Raw genomic sequence first — 20,799 nt, 5'->3', positions numbered from 1 at the left:
TCCTCAGTGGAATCGGCACCCCGAGCCTAACGGCTCAAGGCGGGCAACGCCGCCCACTTCAGAGTTTCAACAGAGACCGGGACATTCCCCGAAATTCGGTTATGTCCTTAGGGGAATTACGTAGCCTCAACGCGTTGCCGGTCTTCCGGCAATGTTTTCAAGTTTTTGAATCAAAGCGTTGGGGCGAAGGCCGCACGTGATTTCACAGCGGCCTTGTTCAACCGCAAGGACCGAGAACTCCGCCGAACCGGGCTCGAGCTGGAAGGCCGCCCTCGGCGCGGCTCCCAGCACCGACTATCCGGCGATCATCACGCGCTTGCCGGGACCGGTTCTGGGTTCCTCTGCATTGATCCCGTGGCGGCATCTGGTGTTAGGTCTGGGTGTTCGATAATCCCAAACCATAACCGGAGAAACCAATGCACCGGGAAGGCGATTGGCAGATTGCGAAGGGGTCTATCCTCTTGGCCAGTATACCCGAGGATGTCGCCGACATGATCCTGGCGCGGTCCGACGTCCGGCGGTTTGACCGCTCGGCGACGATCTTCCTGCAGGGCGATACCGCCAACAGCGTCTATATCGTGCTGGAAGGATGGGTAAAGCTGTTCCGGATCGCGCATAACGGGGCGGAGGCGGTGGTCGGAACCTTCACCAAGGGCCGAAGCTTCGGCGAGGCGGTGGCGTTTCGCGGCGACGTCTATCCGGTCGCCGCCGAGGCGGTCACCGATTGCCGGCTGATGCAGGTTCCCGCGGCAGTGGTGCTGCAGATGATGAAGTCGCAGCCGGAGCTTTGCATCTCGATGCTGGCGGCGACCTTCAAGCACCTGCACGCGCTGGTCGAACAGGTCGAGCAACTGAAGGCCCAGACCGGCGCGCAACGGCTGGCCGAATTCCTGCTCGACCTCTGCCACGTCGCCGAAGGCGCATGCACCGTGACCTTGCCCTACGACAAGGTGCTGATCGCGGGGCGGCTGGGCATGAAGCCCGAAAGCCTGTCCCGCGCCTTCGCGCGATTGAAGCAGAACGGCGTGGCGATCAGCCACAATCACGCAGCCATCGCGGATGTCGGACGGTTGCGCGGCTTTGTCGAAGAGGATCGCGCCGATGCCTGGAGCAAGGCCCAATGAGCGGGCGATTCGAGGCAGTCATCGCCGCGATCGACAGGGCCAATTCCGCCGATCCGACGCTGGAAGCGGAGACGCGGGAACCGGCGGCGCTTGTCTATGGCCGGCGGATGTCAGGGGAGCTCGACCGAATCTGCCCGGATGCGTCCGAGCATTTGCGGATTGCGGCGCGCGGACAGCACATCGAGCGTTGGAAGCTGCCGCGAAGCGCGTATCCCGACAGCCGCGAGGGCTATCACGCCTGGCGGAAAGCGCAGGCGCTGGCGCATGGCGCGCGGGTGGCGGAATTGATGATCGCGGCGGGCTATTGCGAGGCCGACGGGGCGCGTGTGGCGCAGATGCTGCGCAAGGAGGGGATCAAGCGCGACCCGGAGGTGCAGATGCTGGAGGACGTGATCTGCCTGGTGTTCCTGCGCTGGTATTTCGCGGATTTCGCCGCCAGGCACGACCATGAAAAAATCTTCGGCATCGTCGCCAAGACCGCGCGCAAGATGTCGGCCAAGGGACGCGCGCGCGTCGCCGCCGAATTCGATCTGCCGCCGGAGCTTGCGCCCGCGCTTGCGATCTGAGGAACTGGCGGGCGGCGGCAAGGCAGGTCAAGAACTGCCCCGTCTTTGGTTCGTGCGCCTCTCAACGATCACAGGTCAAAGGATTGCTTCGAGCGATACGTTCGGATGGGCCTGCAGGACCGTTTTGATCGCATGGCGGGGCATCAGGCAGAAGGCGGTCGACAGGCCGTCGGCCAGCGCCGCGCTGTCTGCCGCTACCGACACCAGCCGCCAGCGGGCTTCGGCGTGCCCCGTCCGCGGATCGAGGATGTGACCGACGCGGCCGGCCTTGTCCAACGGCGTGCCGAGCGGCGCCGAGGTAGCCAGCGCGCGATCGCCGAGCGGGACCTCGCCGACGATCTCGCCGTCCGGCGTCGCGATCGCGGCGCGCCAGGGCGTTCGATCGGGGCGGCGGCCGAGAGCGGCGATCTCGCCCATGTCGATCAGAACGTCGGTCAGTCCGCGTGCGCGGACCAGCGCCGCCACCCGGTCGGCGATGTACCCTTGCGCGATGCCGTTGAGCGTCAAAGCCATGCCGTCGCGCCTGAAGCCGACCGCGTCCGGGCTGTGACGCAGATGCACCCAACCCGTCCGTTTCCTGGCCTCGGCAATCTCTTCGGCTTCGAGCCGCCGTTGCTCCTGCGCGGCCAGAGCGTGCAATTGCCATAGGGGCTGGATCGTCGGATCGAAGGCGCCGCCGGTCACGCGATGGAGCGAATCCGACAGGGCGAGGAGTTCGACCAGCTCGGCGGGCGGAGTATCCAGCCGTCCTTCAAGGTTCAGGCGGGCCAATGCCGAACCGGCGCGATACAGGCTGAAGATTCCCTCAAGCCGGTCGATCTCGGCCTGTGTCGCGGCAAAGATCTCGTCGGCGGCGTCACCCTTTATTCCGACCAGTGTCATGGAGGCCTCGGCGCCCAGTGCCGCGCCCCGCCAGCGTGTCATCGGCGCCCCGGCTAGAGCTTCACGAGGCAGGGCGGCGGCGGCGCAGATCGTCATGAAGCGGCGCCGGGTCAGGCATGGTGTCATGGTGAGTTCTCCCGCGCGGTCGGGGCCGTCGGACGGGCGCGTCGCTTCAGCACCAGGCAGGTGTTCGAATCGTGGTAGATCGTCTGGCAATGCAGGCAAAGCACGCATTCATTGGGATTGATCCGACCGATCGGATCGATGGCGCCAACCATGCATTTGGTTTCGCAAAGCCGGCATTCCCGTCCGCATTGGGGACGGCGGCGCAGCCAGTCGAACAGCTTGAGCTTGGCCGGGATCGCCAGCGCCGCGCCAAGCGGGCAGAGATAACGGCAGTAGAACCGCTCGATGAACAGTCCCGCGACGAGAAGCGCCACGACGAATAGAACGAAAGGCCAGGCCCGCATGAAGCGCATCGACATGGCGGTCTTGAAGGGCTCGATCTCGGCCAGCACCAGCGCCTGATCCATCGAGTAGAATGACAGGCCGAGGATGGCGACGAAGGCCGTGTACTTGATGGCCCAGAGGCGCTCGTGAACGCCGAACGGCACCGCGATTTGCGGAATGCGGAGGCGCTTGGCGATCTCGTTGGTCAACTCCTGCAGCGCGCCGAAGGGGCAGAGCCAGCCGCAATAAACCCCGCGGCCCCAGAACAAGAGGCCGAGGGCGACGAAGCCCCAGAGCATGAAGATCACCGGATCGATCAGGAAGGTTTCCCAACGAAAGCCGGTCGTCAGCGATTGCAGGAACGCCACCACCTGAACGACGGACAATTGCCCGCCGGCGATCCAACCCAGCCAGACCAGCGTCACCGTCAGGAATGTGATCCGGCCCCAGCGCCAGAGCGCGGGGCGGCGCACGAACGCCTCCTGCAGGAAAAGGATCACCGCGAGGGTGGTCAGCATCAGGCCGACGCCGATGATCTCGAACCGCTTGCGCTGCCAGGCCGAGACCCACAACGGCTCGGTTTCCGGCGCCATCTCCGGCGGCCGAAGAAAACGGGCTGGCAAGGTATAGTCGACCGGTATGCGCATCGAGACCGGTTCGCCGCCGGTGTCGCGGCTTGCCGTCACCTCGACCCGGAATGATAGTGCCGGATCGAAGCGGTCGGCGGGCAGCCGGAAAACGCTCATTTCCTTGAAATCGGGTGCGCTGGCGGCCCCGAGGCGGTCGATCCTGAGATAGTCCCCGCTGTCGAAGGTGATGGTTTCCTCATCCTGGATCACCGCGATCCGGTCGAAAACGCCGGAGCGCCGCCAAGCTGTGCCCCGATGCGAGTGCAGGCCGCGGGAGGCGACGAACAGCGCTGTCTCGCCCGGCCCCAAGACAGCCATCGCTCGCGTGAAAAGCGCTTGGCCGAGGAGGTTTTTCCCGATCGTCGGCGGGTCGAGAAGCCCGATCCAGAGATCGAGAAACGGCGCCTCGCCCGGCGGCGGCGGCATCTTGGCGGCGCTCAGCGCCGCGCGCGCTGCATCGAGGCTCACCGTTGTGCGTGCGAGCGCGCCTTCGGCCAGCAGGGCATCCCAGGATGCCGGCCTGAAGCTGACCCGGTCGATCGCCGCTCCCCGCCCTTGCACGAGGGCAACCGTGCGTGCGGTCCGCAGGATCGCATCGCGGATCACCCCGGTTGACACTGTGGCCCGCGAGATCACATCCGGAAGGTCGGGGCGGTCGGCGAAGTCGATGGTCGGCTGGCGAGTCAGATCGACCCCGGCAAAGCCATCGACGTAATTTTCAATATCCGACGCGGAGATGCCCAAGGTCAGGACGGGCTCGCTTTGGCGGATGAGCTGGGCACCCGCGATCCGGCCGTCGCGTGTCACCGCGACAAGGATATCGATCGGACGTCCCGAATAGCCGACGGACTCCGCGATTTCCCAAGTCGAGACGATCCAGCCGATCCGCCCGTCCGGTGAGGTGACCGACCAGCCGGGCACCGCCCCCTCCTCGCGCGTCAAGGCAAGGGGACCGTCACGAGCGAACAGGCGGGCGGCCAACGCCAGATCGGGTTTTGCCGCCACCTCCTCGCTTTTGACTTGCAGCAGGCCATCGGCCAGCGCGCCATCTCCCAAACCCGGGGAGGCGAAGGCCATGACGAATATGATCAAGGCCTGCCTCAGCCGCATCACTGATCATCCTTTCGCTTTTCACCACGATGATGCCGCTTCCCCATCGGCACCTTGATGAAAGTCAAGGAACGTCGTCGGCCGGGGGGGCATCTTCCGCTTTGAACCTACCCGCCAACGGAGGCCGCCCCATGAAAACCATTCGCGAAACGCGGAGCTTGAAGCTCTTAGCCAGCATCGCGTTGCCGCTTGCGCTCGCGGCGACGGGCGCTGCCGCACAGGAGAAGCCGAAGGGGCATGGCGATTCGCCAGCCGCGAAATACGTCTACAGCGCCACCTCGCTCGGCGAGATCGGCGTGGAAATCCCGGGTCTCAAGCCTGACGATCCGGTCATCACCCAGGACGAATTCAATACGGCCGCCACGATTTACTTCGAACGCTGCGCCGGCTGCCACGGCGTGCTGCGCAAGGGCGCGACCGGCAAGGCGCTGACCCCCGACATCACCCGCCAGAACGGCTACGAATATCTGCGGGATTTCATGACCTACGGGTCGCCCGCCGGCATGCCGAACTGGGGCACCTCAGGTCAGCTCTCCGAAGAGCAGATCGACATGTTGGCCCGTTACCTGCTGATCGAGCCGCCGGCGCCGCCGGAGTTCGGCATGCCGGAGATGCTCAAGACCTGGAAGGTCCTGGTCGCGCCGGCGGACCGGCCGACGGAAAAGATGAACGACATCGATATCGACAATCTGTTTTCCGTGACCCTGCGCGACTCTGGCCAGATCGCGCTGATCGACGGCGCGACCTACGAGATTCACACGGTGATCGACACCGGCTACGCGGTGCATATCAGCCGCATCTCGGCCTCCGGCCGCTATCTCTTCGTCATCGGCCGCGATGCCAAGGTCAACATGATCGACCTGTGGATGGAAACGCCGGCGACGGTGGCCGAGATCAAGATCGGCGCCGAGGCGCGCTCGGTCGAGACCTCCAAGATGGAGGGCTGGGAAGACAAATACGCCATCGCGGGCGCTTATTGGCCGCCGCAATACGTCATCATGGACGGTGATACGCTGGAGCCGAAGAAAATCGTCTCGACGCGGGGCATGATCTACGACAGCCAGGAATATCACCCTGAGCCACGCGTGGCGGCGATCGTCGCGTCGCACTACCGCCCCGAGTTCATTGTGAACGTCAAGGAGACTGGCAAGATCCTGCTGGTCGACTACTCCGACATCAAGAACCTCAAGGTCACCGAGATCGAGGCCGAGCGGTTCCTGCACGATGGCGGATTCGACTCCACCAAGCGCTATTTCCTCACCGCCGCGAACGCGCGCGGCAAGGTCGCGGTGATCGACACCAAGGAAGGCGAGCTAACCGCGTTGCTGGAGACCGGCGGTCAGACCCCGCATCCCGGCCGCGGCGCCAATTTGAACCATCCCGTCTACGGGCCGGTCTGGGTGACCTCGCATCTCGGCGACGAGACCATCGCGCTGATCGGGACCGACCCGGAAGGACATCCCGACAACGCCTGGAAAGTGGTGCAACAGCTCGAGGGGCTGGGCGGCGGTTCGCTGTTCGTGAAGTCGCACCCGACCTCGAACCATCTTTATGTCGATGCGCCGCTGAATCCCGACGCTGAGGTGACCGCCTCTGTCGCGGTCTTCAACGTCGACGAACTCGGCAAGGAAGAGCCCGAATACACGGTGCTGCCAATCGTCGAATGGGCGGGCATCGCGGAAGGCCAACCCCGCGTCGTGCAGGGCGAGTTCAACAAGGCGGGTGACGAAATCTGGTTCTCGGTCTGGAACGCCAAGGATCTGGAATCCGCCATCGTGGTCGTCGACGACAAGACGCTGGAGCTGAAACACGTGATCAAGGATCCGCGGCTGATCACACCGACCGGCAAGTTCAACGTCTTCAACACCCGCCAGGACGTCTACTGACGCGCGCCCGGGGCGGCGGCACACGCCGCCCCAACTCGATCAGTCCGGGAGAAAGCTATGAAGACGCGTGGACGGGTGTTTCTGGTCGGGGCGGGTCCAGGCGATCCGGAGCTTTTGACGTTGAAAGCGGCGCGCGTGCTGGAACTGGCGCATGTCGTGGTCCATGACCGCCTGGTGTCGCCCGAGGTGCTGGCGCTGGCGCCGCCGACTGCGCGGCTTGTCCCGGTCGGCAAGGCGCCGACCTCCCATCCGGTGCCGCAGGAGCGTATCAACGAAATCCTCGTCGAGCTGGCACTCGAAGGGCAGACGGTGGTGCGATTGAAGGGCGGCGACCCTTTCATCTTCGGTCGCGGTTCGGAAGAGGCCGAAGCCTTGCGGGCAGCGGGAGTTCCGGTCGAAATCGTCCCCGGCATCACGGCGGCGCAGGGGGCGGCCTCCGTCACCGGTGTGCCGCTGACCCATCGCGGGCTGGCGACAGGCGTGCGCTACGTGACCGGACACTGTCGAAGCGACAGGCCGCTCGACCTTGAATGGCTGGGATTGGCGGACACCCAGACCACGCTGGTCGTCTATATGGGGGCCGCCAACATCGCCGAGATTTCCGAACGGCTGATCGCGCACGGCATGCCCGTGGCGACGCCCGTGCTGGCGATCGCCAATGCGACGACGCCGCGCGAGCGGCGGCTGACCTCCCGTCTGGACCGGATCGCCAGCGACATGGCCGAGGCGCGTCTCACCGGCCCGGTGCTGTTTCTGATCGGCGATGTCGTCTCGCTTTACCGCTCGTCACCCGCCGAAATGTTCACGCATCTTGCCGCCGTTCATGCGCCGTTGGCTCATGCGTGAGGTTCTGGTGGCCCTTTTGCTCGTTATCGGGGCACCGGCCTTGGCGCAGGAGCTGCCGCCGGGCCGGGCGGCCGAACTTGAGCGTTTGGTGCTGCAGGATTGCGGCTCATGCCACGGAATGACGCTGAAAGGCGGGCTCGGACCGGATATCCGCGCCGAGACGCTGGCCGGGACGCAGCCCGACGGGCTTGTCGCCATCATTCTCGATGGCGTTCCGGGAACCGCGATGCCGCCCTGGCGCCCGCTCCTCAGAGATGAAGAGGCGGCCTGGATCGCCGGCTATCTCTTGGACGGAGGCAACGAATGAGCCGTGGCTTTTCCCTTGGCCTGATCATGCTGGCGTCGATTTCCGCGGTCTTCCTTGGCGTCGCCCAGGCGCAGGAGCCCCGCGCCACCGGCGATCTGGGCGTGGTTGTAGAACGGACCTCGGGCTCGCTGCTGATCATCGACCAGTCCGAGCACGCCGCGATCGGGCGGGTCGATGGCCTGGGCGATCTGTCCCATGCTTCGGTAGTATTCTCGGCGGACGAGCGTTTCGCCTTCGTCTTCGGACGCGACGGCGGGCTGACCAAGGTCGATCTGCTGACCCAGTCGATCGCTGGCCGCGTCGTGCAATCGGGCAACGCCATCGGCGGCGCAATTTCCGACGACGGGCAACTCGTCGCGGTCTCGAACTACGAGCCGGGCGGCGTGCGCGTCTTCGATGCCGAAACGCTGGAGAGCGTCGCCGACATCCCGACCGGGTCGAAGACCATCGGCCTGGTCGACGCGCCGGGGCGGCGCTTCGTCTTCACCCTGTGGGACGCGGGGGAGACGTGGATCGCGGACTTTTCCGGTGAGGAGCCGGCGATCACCCGGATCGGCGGGATCGGGACGAACCCCTATGACGCGCTGATCACCGGCGACGGGCGGCACTACATCGCGGGGTTGTTCGGCGAGGACGGGCTGACGGCGCTCGATCTCTGGCAGGAACCGCCGGTTCCGCGGCGGATTCTGTCGGGCTACGGCAAGGGCAAGGAACCGCTGCCCGTCTACAAGATGCCGCATCTGGAAGGCTGGGCGCTGGCGGGCGATCGGTTCGTTCTGCCCGCTGTCGGACGACATGAAGTGCTCTGGGTCGACAGCCGGACATTGGCTGAGGTGGGGCGCACAGCCACCCACGGTCAGCCAGTCTTCGCCGTCGCCCGGCCGGACGGGCGCCAGGTCTGGGTCAATTTCGCCCACCCCTTGAACGATACGATCGAGGTAATCGATACGCTTTCGGGCGAAGTGATCCACACGCTGACGCCGGGACCCGCCGTCCTGCACATGGAGTTCACCGCCCGCGGTCACGAGGTCTGGGTCTCGGTCCGCGATGCCGGGCGTGTGGACATCTACGACGCGCGCAGTTTCGAGAAGCTGGGCGAGATCGCGGCGGAGAGCCCGTCGGGGATTTTCTTCACCGCGCGCGCCCACCGGACGGGGCTCTGAGCGATGAGCTTGACCGTCGACATCATCGACCGCGCGCTGCTCGACAATTGGCAGCGGGATTTTCCGCTGGTACCCCGGCCGTTTGCCGCGATTGCCGAGCGGATGGACCTTCGCCAGAAGGACGTTCTGAGCCGGCTCGCCGAGATGGAGGCCGTTGGCGCAATCAGCCGCGTCGGCGCCACCTGCCGGCCGGGCACCGCGGGCGCGAGCACGCTGGCCGCCGTCGCTGCTCCCGAATGGCGGATCGACGAGATCGCCGCCCTCATCGGCGGCGAGCCGGGCGTGAACCACTCCTATCTGCGCGAGAACCGCTGGAACATCTGGTTCGTGGTGACCGGCCCCGATCGGCTCCATGTCGACGCGACGCTTGACCGCATTCGTGCGCGCACGAAACTTGAGGTCCTCGATCTGCCGCTGGTGCGCGCGTTCAATGTCGATCTGGGCTTCTCGCTCGACGGCGCCGGCCACGTGCCGCCGGCGCGCGAACATATCGACGCCGGCGTACTGGAACCGGAGGACCGGCCGATCATGCAGGCGCTCTCGACCGGCCTGGCGCTGGTGCCCCGTCCTTTTGCCGAATTGGGCCGCGCGCTCGGTCGGTCCGAGGCGGACGTGCTGGCACGGGTCAAGGCGCTTGCCGCGGCCGGTATCCTGTCGCGGATCGGTGTGATCGTGCGCCATCGCGCACTCGGCTGGCGATCCAATGCCATGGTGGTCTGGGAGGCGGACGAGGCCGATCTGGGCCGCATCGGACCTGCGCTGACCGCCGTGCGCGGCGTCACGCTCTGTTATCAACGGCGCGCGGCGCCCGGCGTCTGGCCCTATACGCTCTACTGCATGATCCACGCCCGCAGCCGCGACGAGGCGATGGCGGTGCTCGATCGCGCCAGCAGAGAGGTCGGCCTTCAGGATGCTCCGCATCAGGTGCTGTTCAGCATTCGCTGCTTCAAGCAGACGGGAGCGTTGGTGGCGTCCACGGAAGGAGCAGCGGCATGAAGCGTTCCGCGCTCGAACTCGACGCGACCGACCGGCTGATCGTCAACGCTTTGCAAGAAGGGTTTCCGCTCACGCCGCGTCCCTATGCGGAGGCGGCGACGCGGCTCGGCCTGAGCGAGAGCGAGCTGATGTCGCGGCTGGGACGCATGCGCGAAACCGGCGTGATCACGCGCTTCGGCCCGTTCTACGACGCGGCCGCGATCGGAGGGGCCTTCTGCCTGTGCGCGATGGAGGTCCCGGCCGAGCATTTCGAGGCCGTGGCGGATGCGGTCAACGCCCATCCGGAGGTCGCGCACAATTACCAACGCGAGCATCGTCTCAACATGTGGTTCGTGCTGGCGACCGAAACGGCGGAGGCGGTCGAGGCCGTCGCCGATGAAATTGAGGCGGAGACGGGGATTGCCGTGCTGCGGTTTCCGAAGCTGCAGGAATTCTTCATCGGTTTCAGGGTGGCGGCATGAGCATCGACGCGATCGACCGCGGGATCATCGAGGCCACCCAGGCGGGGCTTCCGCTGACGCCCGCGCCCTATGCCGTGATCGCGGCGGAGTTGGGACTGGACGAAGCTGAGGTGATCGCGCGCATGACGGCCATGCGGGAACGCGGCGTGATCCGCCGCATCGGGGCAGCGCCCAATCATTACGCGCTCGGCATGACCGCCAACGGTATGACGGTCTGGGACGTGGAGGACAGCGCCGCGGCGCGGATTGGCGCCGAGGTGGGCGCGCTCGACTTCGTCTCGCACTGCTATCTGAGGCCCCGCGCGCAACCCGTCTGGCCTTACAATCTCTTTGCCATGGTGCATGGCAGCGATCGCAACCAGGTCGAGGCGAAACGCGAGCGCATCGCGGCATTGCTCGGTCCCGCCCGCCGCAGCGGCGACATCCTCTATTCGACCCGCATCCTGAAGAAAACCGGTCTGCGGCTCGGCCGCAAAGGAGGGCGCTGATGTTCCGCCTCTCGCATTATATGCGTCAACTGGTCGACCCGACCCCGGTGAGCGCGCGCCGCGGGCCGGTCAAGCCGGTGGTGATCTGGAACCTGACCCGGCGCTGCAACCTGCGCTGCCGCCACTGCTACACCAGTTCAGCGGATGTGGCGTTTCCCGGCGAGCTGACCCATGAGGAGGCGATGGGCGTCTTGGAGGATCTCGGCGATTTCGGTATCCCCGCGCTGATCCTTTCCGGCGGGGAACCGCTGGCTCGCCGCGACGTCTTCGAGATTGCCGAGCGTGCGCGACAGATGAAGATGTATCTCGCGCTTTCCACCAACGGCACGGCCATCGTCGGCGCGACGGCCGACCGGGTGGCCGAGATCGGCTTCGACTATGTCGGCATCAGCCTCGACGGGATCGGCGAGACCAACGACTGGTTCCGGGGCAAGGTCGGCGCCTTCGACGAGGCCCTTGCGGGCGTCCGTGCCTGCAAGGAGCGCGACATCAAGGTCGGCCTGCGCTTCACCATCACCGAGGACAACGCCCATCAGCTGTCCGAAATGCTGGCGCTGGCCGATGCGGAAGGCGTGGACAAGTTCTACCTGTCGCATCTGGTCTATGCCGGGCGGGGCGACAAGCACCGCGGCGAGGACGTTGGCTGGTCGCGGACGCGCCATGCGATGGAGCTTCTGATCGATCGCGCGTGGGTCGCGGCGGCCGAAGGCATGCCGCTGGAGATCGTCACCGGCAACAACGACGCTGACGCGGTCTATTTCCTGCGCTGGGCCGAACGCCTATTCCCGGCCGAGCGGGTCGCGCATCTGCGCGCGCATCTGGAGGCCTGGGGCGGCAATTCCTCCGGTCTGGGCGTGGCCAACATCGACCCGCAGGGCAACGTGCATCCCGACACCTATTGGTCGGACTACACCATCGGCAGCGTCAAGGAGCACCGCTTCTCCGAACTGTGGACCGGTGACGACCCGATGCTGGCGCAGCTCCACCGCCGTCCGCGCCCGCTGAAGGGCCGTTGCGGGGCTTGCGCCTATCAGAGCGTGTGCGGCGGCAATACTCGAATCCGTGCATTGCAGCTCACAGGCGACCCCTGGGCCGAGGATCCTGCCTGCTACATGAGCGACGCTGAGATCGGGGTCAAAGCGGGTGGGCGCCTGACTGTCACGCCGTTTCGGGGAAAGAGCCATGATCCGGTTCATCGTTTTCACTAGCCTGCTGCTGACGGCCTTCGCCGGGGCGGTGCAGGGCGAGCCGCGGGCGCAGTATTCGCGGTATTGCGCCGAATGCCACGGCGCCGACCGACTCGGCGGCACCGGGCCGGCGCTGATCCCGGAGACGCTGAAACGCATGCGCGGGCCGAAGCTTGGCGTAGTGATCGCCGAAGGCCGCGCCGCGACGCAAATGCCCGGCTTCGCCGACACCCTGAGCCCGGACGAGATCGCCGCTCTCGGCGATTACCTGACCACGTCGCTGGCGAAAATCCCGGACTGGGGTCCGGGGCAGATCGAACAAACCCGGACGCTCGACCCGGACTATGTGCCCGTCACGGCCCCGGCCTTCGACGCCGATCCTTTGAACCTGTTCCTCGTCGTCGAGACCGGCGATCATCACGTCAGTGTCGTCGACGGGGACAGCTTTACGGTGCTGGATCGCTTCCCGACGCCCTTTGCCGTGCATGGCGGGCCGAAATTCACGCCCGACGGGCGGTTCGTCTTCATCATGTCGCGCGACGGTTGGGTGCAGAAATACGATCTGTGGAGCCTTGCCGAGATCGGCCGTGTCCGCGCCGGGTTGAACAGCCGCAACATCGCGATCTCCAAGGACGGCAAGCATCTGGCGGTGGCGAACTATCTGCCGCGCACCCTGACCATCCTTGCGACCGCCGATTTGTCGGTGGAGAAAGTCTTTGAGGTGGCGGACAAGGACGGCACGCCCTCGCGGGTATCCGCCGTCTATCAGGCGCCGCAGCGCGACAGTTTCATCCTGGCGCTCAAGGATGCGCCGGAGATTTGGGAAATCGCGACCGATCCCAATGCCGCACCGGTCTATGAGGGCTATGTCCACAGTTACGAGAAGGGGATGGTCGAAGCGATCGCGGGGTCCGAGGGGCTGTTCGCGCTGCGCCGGATTGCGGTGACGAGCCCGCTCGACGACTTCTTCTTCACGCCGGATTATCGCCACCTGATCGGCGCGGCGCGCGACGGCGAACGCGGGGTGGTGGTGAACCTGACCGTCGGTCGCGAGATCGCGGAACTGCCGCTGCCCGGCCTGCCGCATCTCGGCTCGGGCATCTCCTGGATCAGAGACGGCCGGCGGGTGATGGCGACGCCACATTTGAAGCAGGCGCGGCTGTCGGTCATCGACATCGAGACCTGGCAGGTGGTCAAGACGATCGAGACCCTCGGTCCCGGCTTCTTCCTGCGCAGCCACGAAAACAGCCGCTATGTCTGGGCCGATGTGTTCTTCGGCCCGAACCGCGACGCGATGCATGTAATCGACAAGCAGACGCTGGAGATCGTCAAGACCCTGCGTCCGGTTCCCGGCGCCACCGTCGCCCATGTCGAGTTCGATCGGGACGGCAAGTATGCGCTGGTCAGCGTCTGGGAGGATGAGGGCGCGGTCATTGTCTACGATGCGCAAACGCTCGAGGAAGTCACCCGGTTGCCGATGAGAAAGCCCTCGGGGAAGTACAATGTCTGGAACAAGATCAGCTTTTCGGATGGCACCAGCCACTGAGTCGCGCGCCGCGCTCATCGTCGCGCACGGCTCCCCCTCGGCGCCCGGGCGGCCCGAGGAGGACCTGCACGCGCTGGCCGATCGTGTGGCGGCGAGGCTTCACGGCTGGACCGTGCGGGGCGCGACGCTCGCCGGTCGCGGCACGCTCAAAGCCACGCTCGACACGCTCGGAAGCCAGCAGGTGTCGATCTATCCATTGTTCATGTCGGACGGCTGGTTTGTCAGCCGCGAGTTGCCGCGGCGGATCGGCGAGCTCTGCGACGGCGCCTTCGCGATGCTGTCGCCGCTAGGCCTCGATCCGTCTCTGCACGCGTTCTGCCTCGATTGCGTGCGCCGCGCTGCGTCGGAGCGAGATTTATCGCTGGAGGAGACCACGATCCTTCTCGCCGCGCATGGATCGCCGTCGGATCCCCGGCCACGCGAAGCCGCCGAGAAGGCCGCGCGCTTTATCGCCGCCGCCGGGCTGTTTCGCGACGTTCGCGTCGGCTTCGTGGACGAGGTTCCGTATCTTGCCGAGGCGGCGCGGCTCAATGGCCCGGCCCTGTGCCTGCCGTTCTTTGCCGGGCATGCGGGGCATGTCGATGTCGATTTGCCCCGGGCTCTCGCCGAAGCGGCCTTTCCTGGCCCGATGCTCGATCCCGTGGGGATGCGGCCGGAGATCGCGCAGATCGTCGCGGCCGCGCTGTCGATGCATGCCGCGCGGATCGCGGCTTGAAAGCCTCCGCCGCTGACCACCGTAGGTTGGCATAATCGGTTTTTCGTCTGTTCCCGGAGCCGGCAATCGCCTCCCGCCGTAGCTGGCCATGTTCATGCCCACCTTCGCCTTCGGTGCCGCGCTCAGGCGCTTTCGGCACGAGAATTTCCAATACTTGACTTTCGTCAAGCCGCCGCTGCCCGGGCGTCGGTATTCTTGAAAGGTCTCGATTCGAGGTCCTTAGGGAAGGTTCTGCAATGGCCGACGAACAGGAAACCCCGCGCCCGGAGCGTATCCCATTCATGCAGCAGCTTCTCGACAACCCTTTCCTGCTGCTGGTGTTCGGGATCACCATCCCCACGGTTCTTTATCTGATCTGGGGCGTGATGGAGATCGTCACAATTCCGCTCGCCCAATAGGAGTCCAACATGGCCATAACTCCTCCCCAGAACCGAATTTGGTGGAACGAGCCGATCCACAAGATCGAGTTGAGCTGGATTGTCATCGCCTTCCTCTGGGGTCTGTTCATGTTCTTCTTCATGATCGCCTGGCACTTCATCGGCGACCAGAACCTTGCGAATGAGACCTACCGGATCAACCCGGACAAATATGTCGAAAAGGTCGAGGCGTTCGCCGAACAGTGGCAGGTCGGCGAGGAGGAGGGCGTGCCGGTGGTCCGCCCGCCGGCCGGTGAGGAGGTCTATTTACTCGCGCGTCTCTGGGAGTGGTGGCCGATTCTCGAGCTGAAGAAGGACCAGAGCTACCGCATCCATATGAGTTCGGCCGACTGGCAGCACGGTTTCTCGCTGCAGCCGACCAACATCAACATCCAGGTCCAGCCTGGATACGAGCATGTCATCACCCTGACGCCGACCGAGGCGGGGGAGTTCGGCATCGTCTGCAACGAGTATTGCGGCATCGGTCATCACCAGATGACCGGCCGGATTCGCGTGACTGAATAAAGGAGAGCGCCATGACCACGATCGATGCAGGCATCGCGCCGGGCGCTTTTTCCGAGGCCGTGTTCCGCAAATGCGGCTACACCGGGCTGAAGGTGGACGTCGCCGCTCAGCGACTGATCAAGGCCAATGCGGTGGCCGCCGTCGTCTTTCTCATGCTCGGCGGGCTGATGGGGGTGGCGGTGGCGCTGACCCGCTGGCCGGCGGTGCATCTTCTGCCGGCCGAGTGGTTCTATCTGGTCCTGACCGGGCACGGCGCCAATGTGCTGCTCTTCTGGATCATATTCTTCGAGATCGCGATTCTCTATCTAGCCTCGGCGGTTCTCCTGAACTCGCGTCTCGCGGCACCCAAATTCGCCTGGCTCGGCTTCGTGCTGATGATCGTCGGCGCGTTGATGGCGAACTACGCGGTGCTGCGCGGCGACTCATCCGTGATGTTCACATCCTACCCGCCGATGATGGCGTCGTCCTGGTTCTATCTATCGCTGATTCTCTTCTCGGTCGGCGCACTGATCGGGGTCGCGGTCTTCTTTGGTACTCTGGTCATCGCCCGCGCCGAGCGCACCTATGAGGGATCGATACCGTTGGTCACCTTCGGCGCACTGACCGCGGCGATCATCGCGGTATTCACCATCGCCTCCGGCGCGATCATCCTGATCCCGACCTGGCTCTGGTCGCTCGGGCTGATCTCGAATATCGATCCGCTGATGTACAAGGTGATCTGGTGGGGCATGGGCCACTCCTCGCAGCAGATGAACGTCTCGGCGCATGTTTCGGTCTGGTATCTGATCGCGGCGCTGGTGGTGGGGGCGAAGCCCTTGTCCGAGAAGGTCAGCCGGACCGCCTTTTTGATGTACATCCTGTTCCTGCAGCTCGCCTCGGCGCACCATCTGCTCGCCGAGCCCGGCATGAGCGCCGAGTGGAAGATCATCAACACCTCTTACATGATGTATCTGGCCGTCATGGGCTCGATGATTCACGGACTGACTGTGCCCGGCGCGATCGAGGCGGCGCAGCGGCGCAACGGCTTCCGGAAGGGCTGGTTCGAGTGGCTGCAGAAGGCGCCCTGGGGCAACCCGGCCTTTTCGGGAATGTTCCTCAGCCTCGTCATGTTCGGCTTCATCGGCGGCATCTCCGGCGTCGTGCTCGGCACCGAACAGCTCAACGTCCTGATGCACAACACCATCTATGTGCCCGGCCATTTCCACGGCACGGTCGTCGCCGGCACCACGCTCGCCTTCATGGCGGTGACCTATCTGTTGTTGCCGCTCATCTTCCAACGCGAGGTCATCTGGCCGAAGCTGGCGAAGTGGCAGCCCTATCTGTTCGGCATCGGCGCCGGAGGCATCTCGCTGTTCATGATGGGGGCGGGCACCCTCGGCGTCGCGCGGCGGCACTGGGACATCACCCTGACCGATGCAGCGCATGCCTTCGAGTATGCGCCCGGTGCCTTCCTGATGATGGGGCTGAACGGCATCTTCGCTCTCATCGCGGGCCTGGGCGGCGCGCTCTACATCCTGATCACGGTTGGCACCGTGCTGTTCGGCAAGAAGCTCGACACCGCAGGAGCGCAGCCGATGCACTTCCCGCTGCACGCACAGGGACCGTATGCGGCATCGCACTACGGCAGCGAGGCGGCGGTCAAGCTGCCGGGCACGATCGTTTTGGTGACGATCTTCTTCGTCTCCTTTGTGCTCTACTACTTCGTCAACTGGAAGTATCTGTCCGACCTCTGGCTGTTCCGGTGAGGGCGAAGCGATGCTGGCCGCGCTCCGCATAACCGGTTCGATCCTGAAGCTGAGGATAGGCTTCGCCGTCGCGCTGGCAGCGCTGGCCGGGATGCTGGCCAGCGAAGGGACGCTGTCGCCGCTCCAGGCCGGCGTCTTCCTGCTCGCGGTCCTCGGCGCCAGTGGGGCGGCCGGCGCCTTCAACCATTACTGGGAGCGCGAGAGCGACCGGGACATGCGGCGGACCCACGCCCGGCCCTTCGCCAGCGGCCGCCTGAAGCCCGGTCCGATCTGGCCGGTGACCTTCGCCGGCCTGCTGCTCGCCTCGCTGGTCATGGCCTGGTCGGTCGGAGGTTCACTGGCGGCGTTCTGGCTGTTTCTCGGCGCCATCACCTATGGCTGGGTCTATACCGTATGGCTGAAGCGGCGGAGCGTGTGGAACATCGTGGTCGGCGGCGCGTCCGGCAGTTTCGCCATCCTCGCCGGCGCGGCGGCGGTCGGCGGCGAAATGCAGGCGACGCCGGTGATCCTCGCCCTCGTCATGTTCTTCTGGACGCCGCCGCACTTCTGGTCGCTGGCGGCGGCGAAGGGCGACGACTATCGGCGGTGCGGCGTGCCGATGCTGCCAGTGATCGTGTCCGAAAAGGTATGGGCGCCGATCATCCTCGGTCACGCAGCGGTGTTGCTGGTGCTCTCCCTCTTACCGCTCGCCACCGGCATGGGTCTGGTCTACGGCGTCTTCGCGCTGGCCGGCGGCGGGCTGTTCCTGTGGCGCTCGGCCCAGCTCTGGGCGGCGCCGTCGCGGCAAACCGCGATGGCCAATTTTCGCGCTTCGCTCGTGCAATTCGCGCTGCTTGTCACGGGCGTCTATCTCGACGCCGCGGTCCGATGGGCGACCTGATCCGCCGCTTTGTCGGTATTGCGCTCCTGTTCGCGGTGGCCATACCGCTCCGGGCCGAAGGCGCCGAGAGTTTTGATCCGATCGCGGTGGTAGCCGCGAGCGAGGCGGCGTTGGGCCGACTCGTGGGCGACTACACGCTGGTCGACCGTCATGGCGCGTCGCTCCCGCTGGCCGAGCTTCGCGGCCGGCCGCTGGTGGTCAGCATCGTCTATACGAGCTGCTCGTCGGTCTGTCCGCCGACGACGCAGCGGATAATCGAGGCGGTCGAGGAGGCGCGTCGCGTCTTCGGCGCGCAGCAATTCTCGGTGCTGACGCTCGGCTTCGACGCCCGCAACGACACGCCGTCCCGGCTCGACGCGTTCGCCAAAACACAGCGTATTCCCGAGGCGGACTGGCGGCTCGCCAGCGCCGACGCGGCGACGCTGCGGCGGCTTCTCGCCGATGTCGGTTTCAGCTATCGCGCCGCCGCCGGCGGCTTCGAGCATATCACCCAGACGACGATCCTCGACGCAGAGGGACGCGTCTACCGCCATATCTATGGCGACGACTTTCCGATCCAGATGCTGCTGGAACCGCTCAAGGACCTGATCTACGGCACGAGCCTGCGCGGGATCACCCGCGAGGGCCTGATCGATCGGATCAAGTTCATCTGCACGACCTACAACCCGGCGACCGGCGTCTACGAATTCGACTATGCGATCGGCTTCGGCATCGTGCTCGGCGGGCTCTCGCTGATCCTGACGGGGATCGTCATCCTGCGGCTCTGGCTGGGCAACCGGCGGCCGGTGGGGCGATGTCGGGACGAGGTATGAGAGCCGTCGGTACTACCCTGAGCCGCGGCTTCGACCGGGTCGAACGGGCACTCGACGCCATCTTCGGACCCGAGTGGAATCCGATGGCCCAGCTTGGCACGCTCGGCTGGTTCCTGTTCTGGATCGTCACGGCGACCGGGGTCTATCTCTTCATCTTCTTCGATACCGGCGTGGTGAACGCCTATACGTCGATCGAGTGGCTGACCAACGACCACTGGTTCCACGCCGGCATCGCGCGGAGTTTTCACCGCTACGCGTCCGATCTGATGATCGCGGTCATGCTGGTTCATCTGGTTCGCGAGTTCGCCAGGGGGCGCCATCGCGGCGCGCGATGGTTCTCTTGGATCACCGGCGTGCCGCTGATCTGGCTGGTCTATATCTCCGGCATCACCGGCTATTGGCTGGTCTGGGACCGCCTGGCGCAATACGTCGCCATCGCCAGCACCGAGCTGCTCGATTGGCTGCCCATCTTCGGCGAGCCGATCGCGCGGAATTTTCTCACGCCCGAGGCGTTGAGCGGACGGTTCTTCACCCTCCTGGTGTTCCTCCATATCGCGGTACCGCTGATCCTGTTGCTGGTGATGTGGATCCATATCCAGCGGATCACCAATGCCCGGACCGCGCCGTCGCGGGAACTCGGCGGCATCGTTCTGGCCGGCCTTTTGATCGCCTCGCTGCTGTTGCCGGCCCGCTCGCAAGCCGCGGCCGATCTGGCGATGGTGCCGGCGCAGGTCGGTATCGACTGGTTCATCCTGCCGCTCTATCCGGTGATGGATCTGGTGCCGGCGGGCGCGATCTGGGCCGGGTTGGTGCTCTTCAGCGTCGGAATGTCGGCCCTTCCCTGGTTGCCGCCCAAGCCCCGTCCGGCGCCGGTCGAGGTGTTCCTCGACCATTGCAATGGCTGCAACCGTTGCGTCGAGGACTGCCCCTACGGCGCGGTCACACTGGTGCCGCGCACCGATGGCGCGCCGTTTCCCCACCAGGCCGAAGTCGATCCCGATCGCTGCGTCGCCTGCGGTATCTGCATGGGGTCATGCCCGTCCTCGACGCCGTTCCGCCGCTCCATCGATCTGGTGACCGGGATCGACCTGCCCGACCTGTCGCTGAAGATGGTGCGGGAACAGGTGATCGAGGCCGCTGTGGCGCTGGAGGGGCCGGGGCGGGTGCTGACGCTGGCCTGCGCCCATGGCGCGGCGGGAAGGGATCTGCCGGGACGGGTCGTGCTGCCTTGTGTCGCCATGGCCCCGCCATCGCTGATCGACTTCATCCTGTCCCGCGATCTGGCCGATGGTGTGGCGATCGCCGGTTGCGCCGAGCGAGAATGCCAGCATCGCTTCGGCATCGAATGGACCGAGCAGCGTATCGCGGCGACCCGCGATCCCTATCTGCGCGCCCGGGTGCCGCGCGCCCGGCTGGCGACGGTCTGGGCGGGGCCGACGGAAACGGCGCGGCTTGCGCGCGAATTGGCGACCTTCCAGGATCGTCTCGCCGCGCTGCCAGCCGATGATGCTTTGCCAGCGGGAGCGACGCGGCAGTTCCCTCAGTCGATCGAGGAGGTCGACCAATGAGCCGGGTTCGCCGCCTGATCCTCGGCAGCGCTGTGACGGCGGTGGTCGCCACTGGCGCCGCGTTTTTTTCGGCCGCGCCGACATGGCGGAGCCTGCCGGAAGGGACCGGCGTGGTAAAACTCAGCTTCACCCATGGCGGCGCGCGTAACTGCCGACAGCTCGACGCAGAGGAACGGGCGAGATTGCCGGCGAATATGCGCAAGCGTGAGATCTGCGATCGCGAGCGCGCGGCGCTTCGGTTCGAACTCGACATCGATGGTGAGCCGGCGCTTCGCGCCGAACTGCCGCCGAGCGGCCTGGCCGGCGACGGCCCGGCTCGGGTGTACCAGCGTTTCCCGCTTGGCGCGGGGGATCATGAAATAGCCGTCCGCCTGGCCGACACTGGGCGCGCCGAGGGCTTCGACTACGAGGCCGCGCGCCGCATTACCCTAACGGCGGAGCAAAATCTCGCCATCGACTTTCGCCCCGAGCAGGGCGGCTTTGTCTTCAACTGATTG

21 protein-coding genes are annotated in these 20,799 nt (G+C 65.6%); 19 read left to right on the top strand and 2 right to left on the bottom strand.

All coding sequences use genetic code 11. The annotated features are described in order from the left end of the window. The first annotated feature begins 461 nt into the window (after positions 1 to 461). Both VQ044_RS10025 and VQ044_RS10020 read left to right on the top strand, forming a co-directional pair. Entirely contained in the window at positions 462 to 1,124 is a 663-nt protein-coding gene (locus VQ044_RS10025) for a Crp/Fnr family transcriptional regulator (RefSeq protein WP_327647091.1), read from the top strand. Then, on the top strand, positions 1,121 to 1,690 hold the full coding sequence (locus VQ044_RS10020) for a DUF4202 domain-containing protein (RefSeq protein WP_327647089.1): 570 nt from the start codon (positions 1,121 to 1,123) through the stop codon (positions 1,688 to 1,690). Before VQ044_RS10025 ends, VQ044_RS10020 begins: the two co-directional genes overlap by 4 nt. Positions 1,691 to 1,765: 75 nt before the next feature. Here VQ044_RS10020 and VQ044_RS10015 read toward each other — a convergent pair whose 3' ends face one another. Beyond that, positions 1,766 to 2,698, bottom strand: coding sequence for an FAD:protein FMN transferase (locus VQ044_RS10015; RefSeq protein WP_327626203.1), 933 nt, complete (start codon positions 2,696 to 2,698; stop codon positions 1,766 to 1,768). Then, the gene (locus VQ044_RS10010) at positions 2,695 to 4,761 is read right to left on the bottom strand and encodes a 4Fe-4S binding protein (protein ID WP_327647087.1); all 2,067 of its coding nucleotides are present in this window, start codon (positions 4,759 to 4,761) and stop codon (positions 2,695 to 2,697) included. Before VQ044_RS10010 ends, VQ044_RS10015 begins: the two co-directional genes overlap by 4 nt. Before the next feature lie 131 nt (positions 4,762 to 4,892). Here VQ044_RS10010 and VQ044_RS10005 point away from each other — a divergent pair, with 131 nt between their 5' ends. The 17 genes from VQ044_RS10005 (at position 4,893) to VQ044_RS09925 (ending at position 20,796) form a co-directional block, all read left to right on the top strand. Beyond that, complete coding sequence (locus tag VQ044_RS10005) at positions 4,893 to 6,647, top strand: cytochrome D1 domain-containing protein (RefSeq protein WP_327626201.1); 1,755 nt, start codon at positions 4,893 to 4,895, stop codon at positions 6,645 to 6,647. A 57-nt stretch (positions 6,648 to 6,704) separates the two neighbouring features. After that, positions 6,705 to 7,493 carry a uroporphyrinogen-III C-methyltransferase gene (gene cobA, locus VQ044_RS10000; protein WP_327626200.1) on the top strand — a complete coding sequence of 263 codons (789 nt, stop codon included), beginning with the start codon at positions 6,705 to 6,707 and terminating at the stop codon, positions 7,491 to 7,493. Positions 7,494 to 7,500: 7 nt separating this feature from the next. Continuing rightward, positions 7,501 to 7,800: a c-type cytochrome gene (locus VQ044_RS09995; RefSeq protein ID WP_327647086.1), complete on the top strand. Its 300-nt coding sequence runs from the start codon at positions 7,501 to 7,503 to the stop codon at positions 7,798 to 7,800. After that, positions 7,797 to 8,963, top strand: a complete 1,167-nt coding sequence (locus VQ044_RS09990; RefSeq protein WP_327647085.1) for a cytochrome D1 domain-containing protein — start codon at positions 7,797 to 7,799, stop codon at positions 8,961 to 8,963. Before VQ044_RS09995 ends, VQ044_RS09990 begins: the two co-directional genes overlap by 4 nt. A 3-nt stretch (positions 8,964 to 8,966) precedes the next feature. After that, positions 8,967 to 9,959, top strand: coding sequence for a siroheme decarboxylase subunit beta (ahbB, locus tag VQ044_RS09985; RefSeq protein WP_327647083.1), 993 nt, complete (start codon positions 8,967 to 8,969; stop codon positions 9,957 to 9,959). Beyond that, entirely contained in the window at positions 9,956 to 10,420 is a 465-nt protein-coding gene (locus VQ044_RS09980; protein ID WP_327626196.1) for an Lrp/AsnC family transcriptional regulator, read from the top strand. The genes ahbB (VQ044_RS09985) and VQ044_RS09980 overlap by 4 nt, the downstream gene beginning before the upstream one ends. Next, positions 10,417 to 10,908: a siroheme decarboxylase subunit beta gene (gene ahbB, locus VQ044_RS09975; protein ID WP_327647082.1), complete on the top strand. Its 492-nt coding sequence runs from the start codon at positions 10,417 to 10,419 to the stop codon at positions 10,906 to 10,908. The genes VQ044_RS09980 and ahbB (VQ044_RS09975) overlap by 4 nt, the downstream gene beginning before the upstream one ends. Continuing rightward, positions 10,908 to 12,116 carry a heme d1 biosynthesis radical SAM protein NirJ gene (nirJ, locus tag VQ044_RS09970; RefSeq protein ID WP_327647080.1) on the top strand — a complete coding sequence of 403 codons (1,209 nt, stop codon included), beginning with the start codon at positions 10,908 to 10,910 and terminating at the stop codon, positions 12,114 to 12,116. Before ahbB (VQ044_RS09975) ends, nirJ begins: the two co-directional genes overlap by 1 nt. After that, a complete protein-coding gene (locus VQ044_RS09965) occupies positions 12,091 to 13,641 on the top strand; it encodes a cytochrome D1 domain-containing protein (RefSeq protein WP_327647078.1) in 1,551 nt (516 codons plus the stop codon). Before nirJ ends, VQ044_RS09965 begins: the two co-directional genes overlap by 26 nt. Then, on the top strand, positions 13,625 to 14,356 hold the full coding sequence (locus tag VQ044_RS09960; RefSeq protein WP_327647077.1) for a sirohydrochlorin chelatase: 732 nt from the start codon (positions 13,625 to 13,627) through the stop codon (positions 14,354 to 14,356). The genes VQ044_RS09965 and VQ044_RS09960 overlap by 17 nt, the downstream gene beginning before the upstream one ends. Before the next feature lie 236 nt (positions 14,357 to 14,592). Continuing rightward, on the top strand, positions 14,593 to 14,754 hold the full coding sequence (locus VQ044_RS09955; RefSeq protein ID WP_327624213.1) for a hypothetical protein: 162 nt from the start codon (positions 14,593 to 14,595) through the stop codon (positions 14,752 to 14,754). 9 nt (positions 14,755 to 14,763) lie between these two features. Continuing rightward, positions 14,764 to 15,297, top strand: coding sequence for a hypothetical protein (locus tag VQ044_RS09950; RefSeq protein ID WP_327624212.1), 534 nt, complete (start codon positions 14,764 to 14,766; stop codon positions 15,295 to 15,297). An 11-nt stretch (positions 15,298 to 15,308) separates the two neighbouring features. Then, a complete protein-coding gene (locus VQ044_RS09945) occupies positions 15,309 to 17,042 on the top strand; it encodes a cbb3-type cytochrome c oxidase subunit I (protein ID WP_327624211.1) in 1,734 nt (577 codons plus the stop codon). A 10-nt stretch (positions 17,043 to 17,052) separates the two neighbouring features. Further along, positions 17,053 to 17,922: a heme o synthase gene (gene cyoE, locus VQ044_RS09940; RefSeq protein WP_327624210.1), complete on the top strand. Its 870-nt coding sequence runs from the start codon at positions 17,053 to 17,055 to the stop codon at positions 17,920 to 17,922. Beyond that, on the top strand, positions 17,910 to 18,734 hold the full coding sequence (locus tag VQ044_RS09935; RefSeq protein ID WP_327647076.1) for an SCO family protein: 825 nt from the start codon (positions 17,910 to 17,912) through the stop codon (positions 18,732 to 18,734). Before cyoE ends, VQ044_RS09935 begins: the two co-directional genes overlap by 13 nt. Next, positions 18,731 to 20,302, top strand: a complete 1,572-nt coding sequence (locus VQ044_RS09930; RefSeq protein ID WP_327624208.1) for a cytochrome b N-terminal domain-containing protein — start codon at positions 18,731 to 18,733, stop codon at positions 20,300 to 20,302. Before VQ044_RS09935 ends, VQ044_RS09930 begins: the two co-directional genes overlap by 4 nt. Further along, a complete protein-coding gene (locus VQ044_RS09925; protein ID WP_327624207.1) occupies positions 20,299 to 20,796 on the top strand; it encodes a hypothetical protein in 498 nt (165 codons plus the stop codon). The genes VQ044_RS09930 and VQ044_RS09925 overlap by 4 nt, the downstream gene beginning before the upstream one ends. The last annotated feature ends 3 nt before the right edge of the window (positions 20,797 to 20,799 follow it).

The organism is Aurantimonas sp. C2-5-R2 (assembly GCF_036549495.1).
Taxonomy (GTDB): Bacteria; Pseudomonadota; Alphaproteobacteria; order Rhizobiales; family Rhizobiaceae; genus Aurantimonas; species Aurantimonas coralicida_A.
The sequence above is the reverse complement of the archived record's forward strand: the minus strand, read 5'-3'. Positions and strand labels throughout refer to the sequence as shown.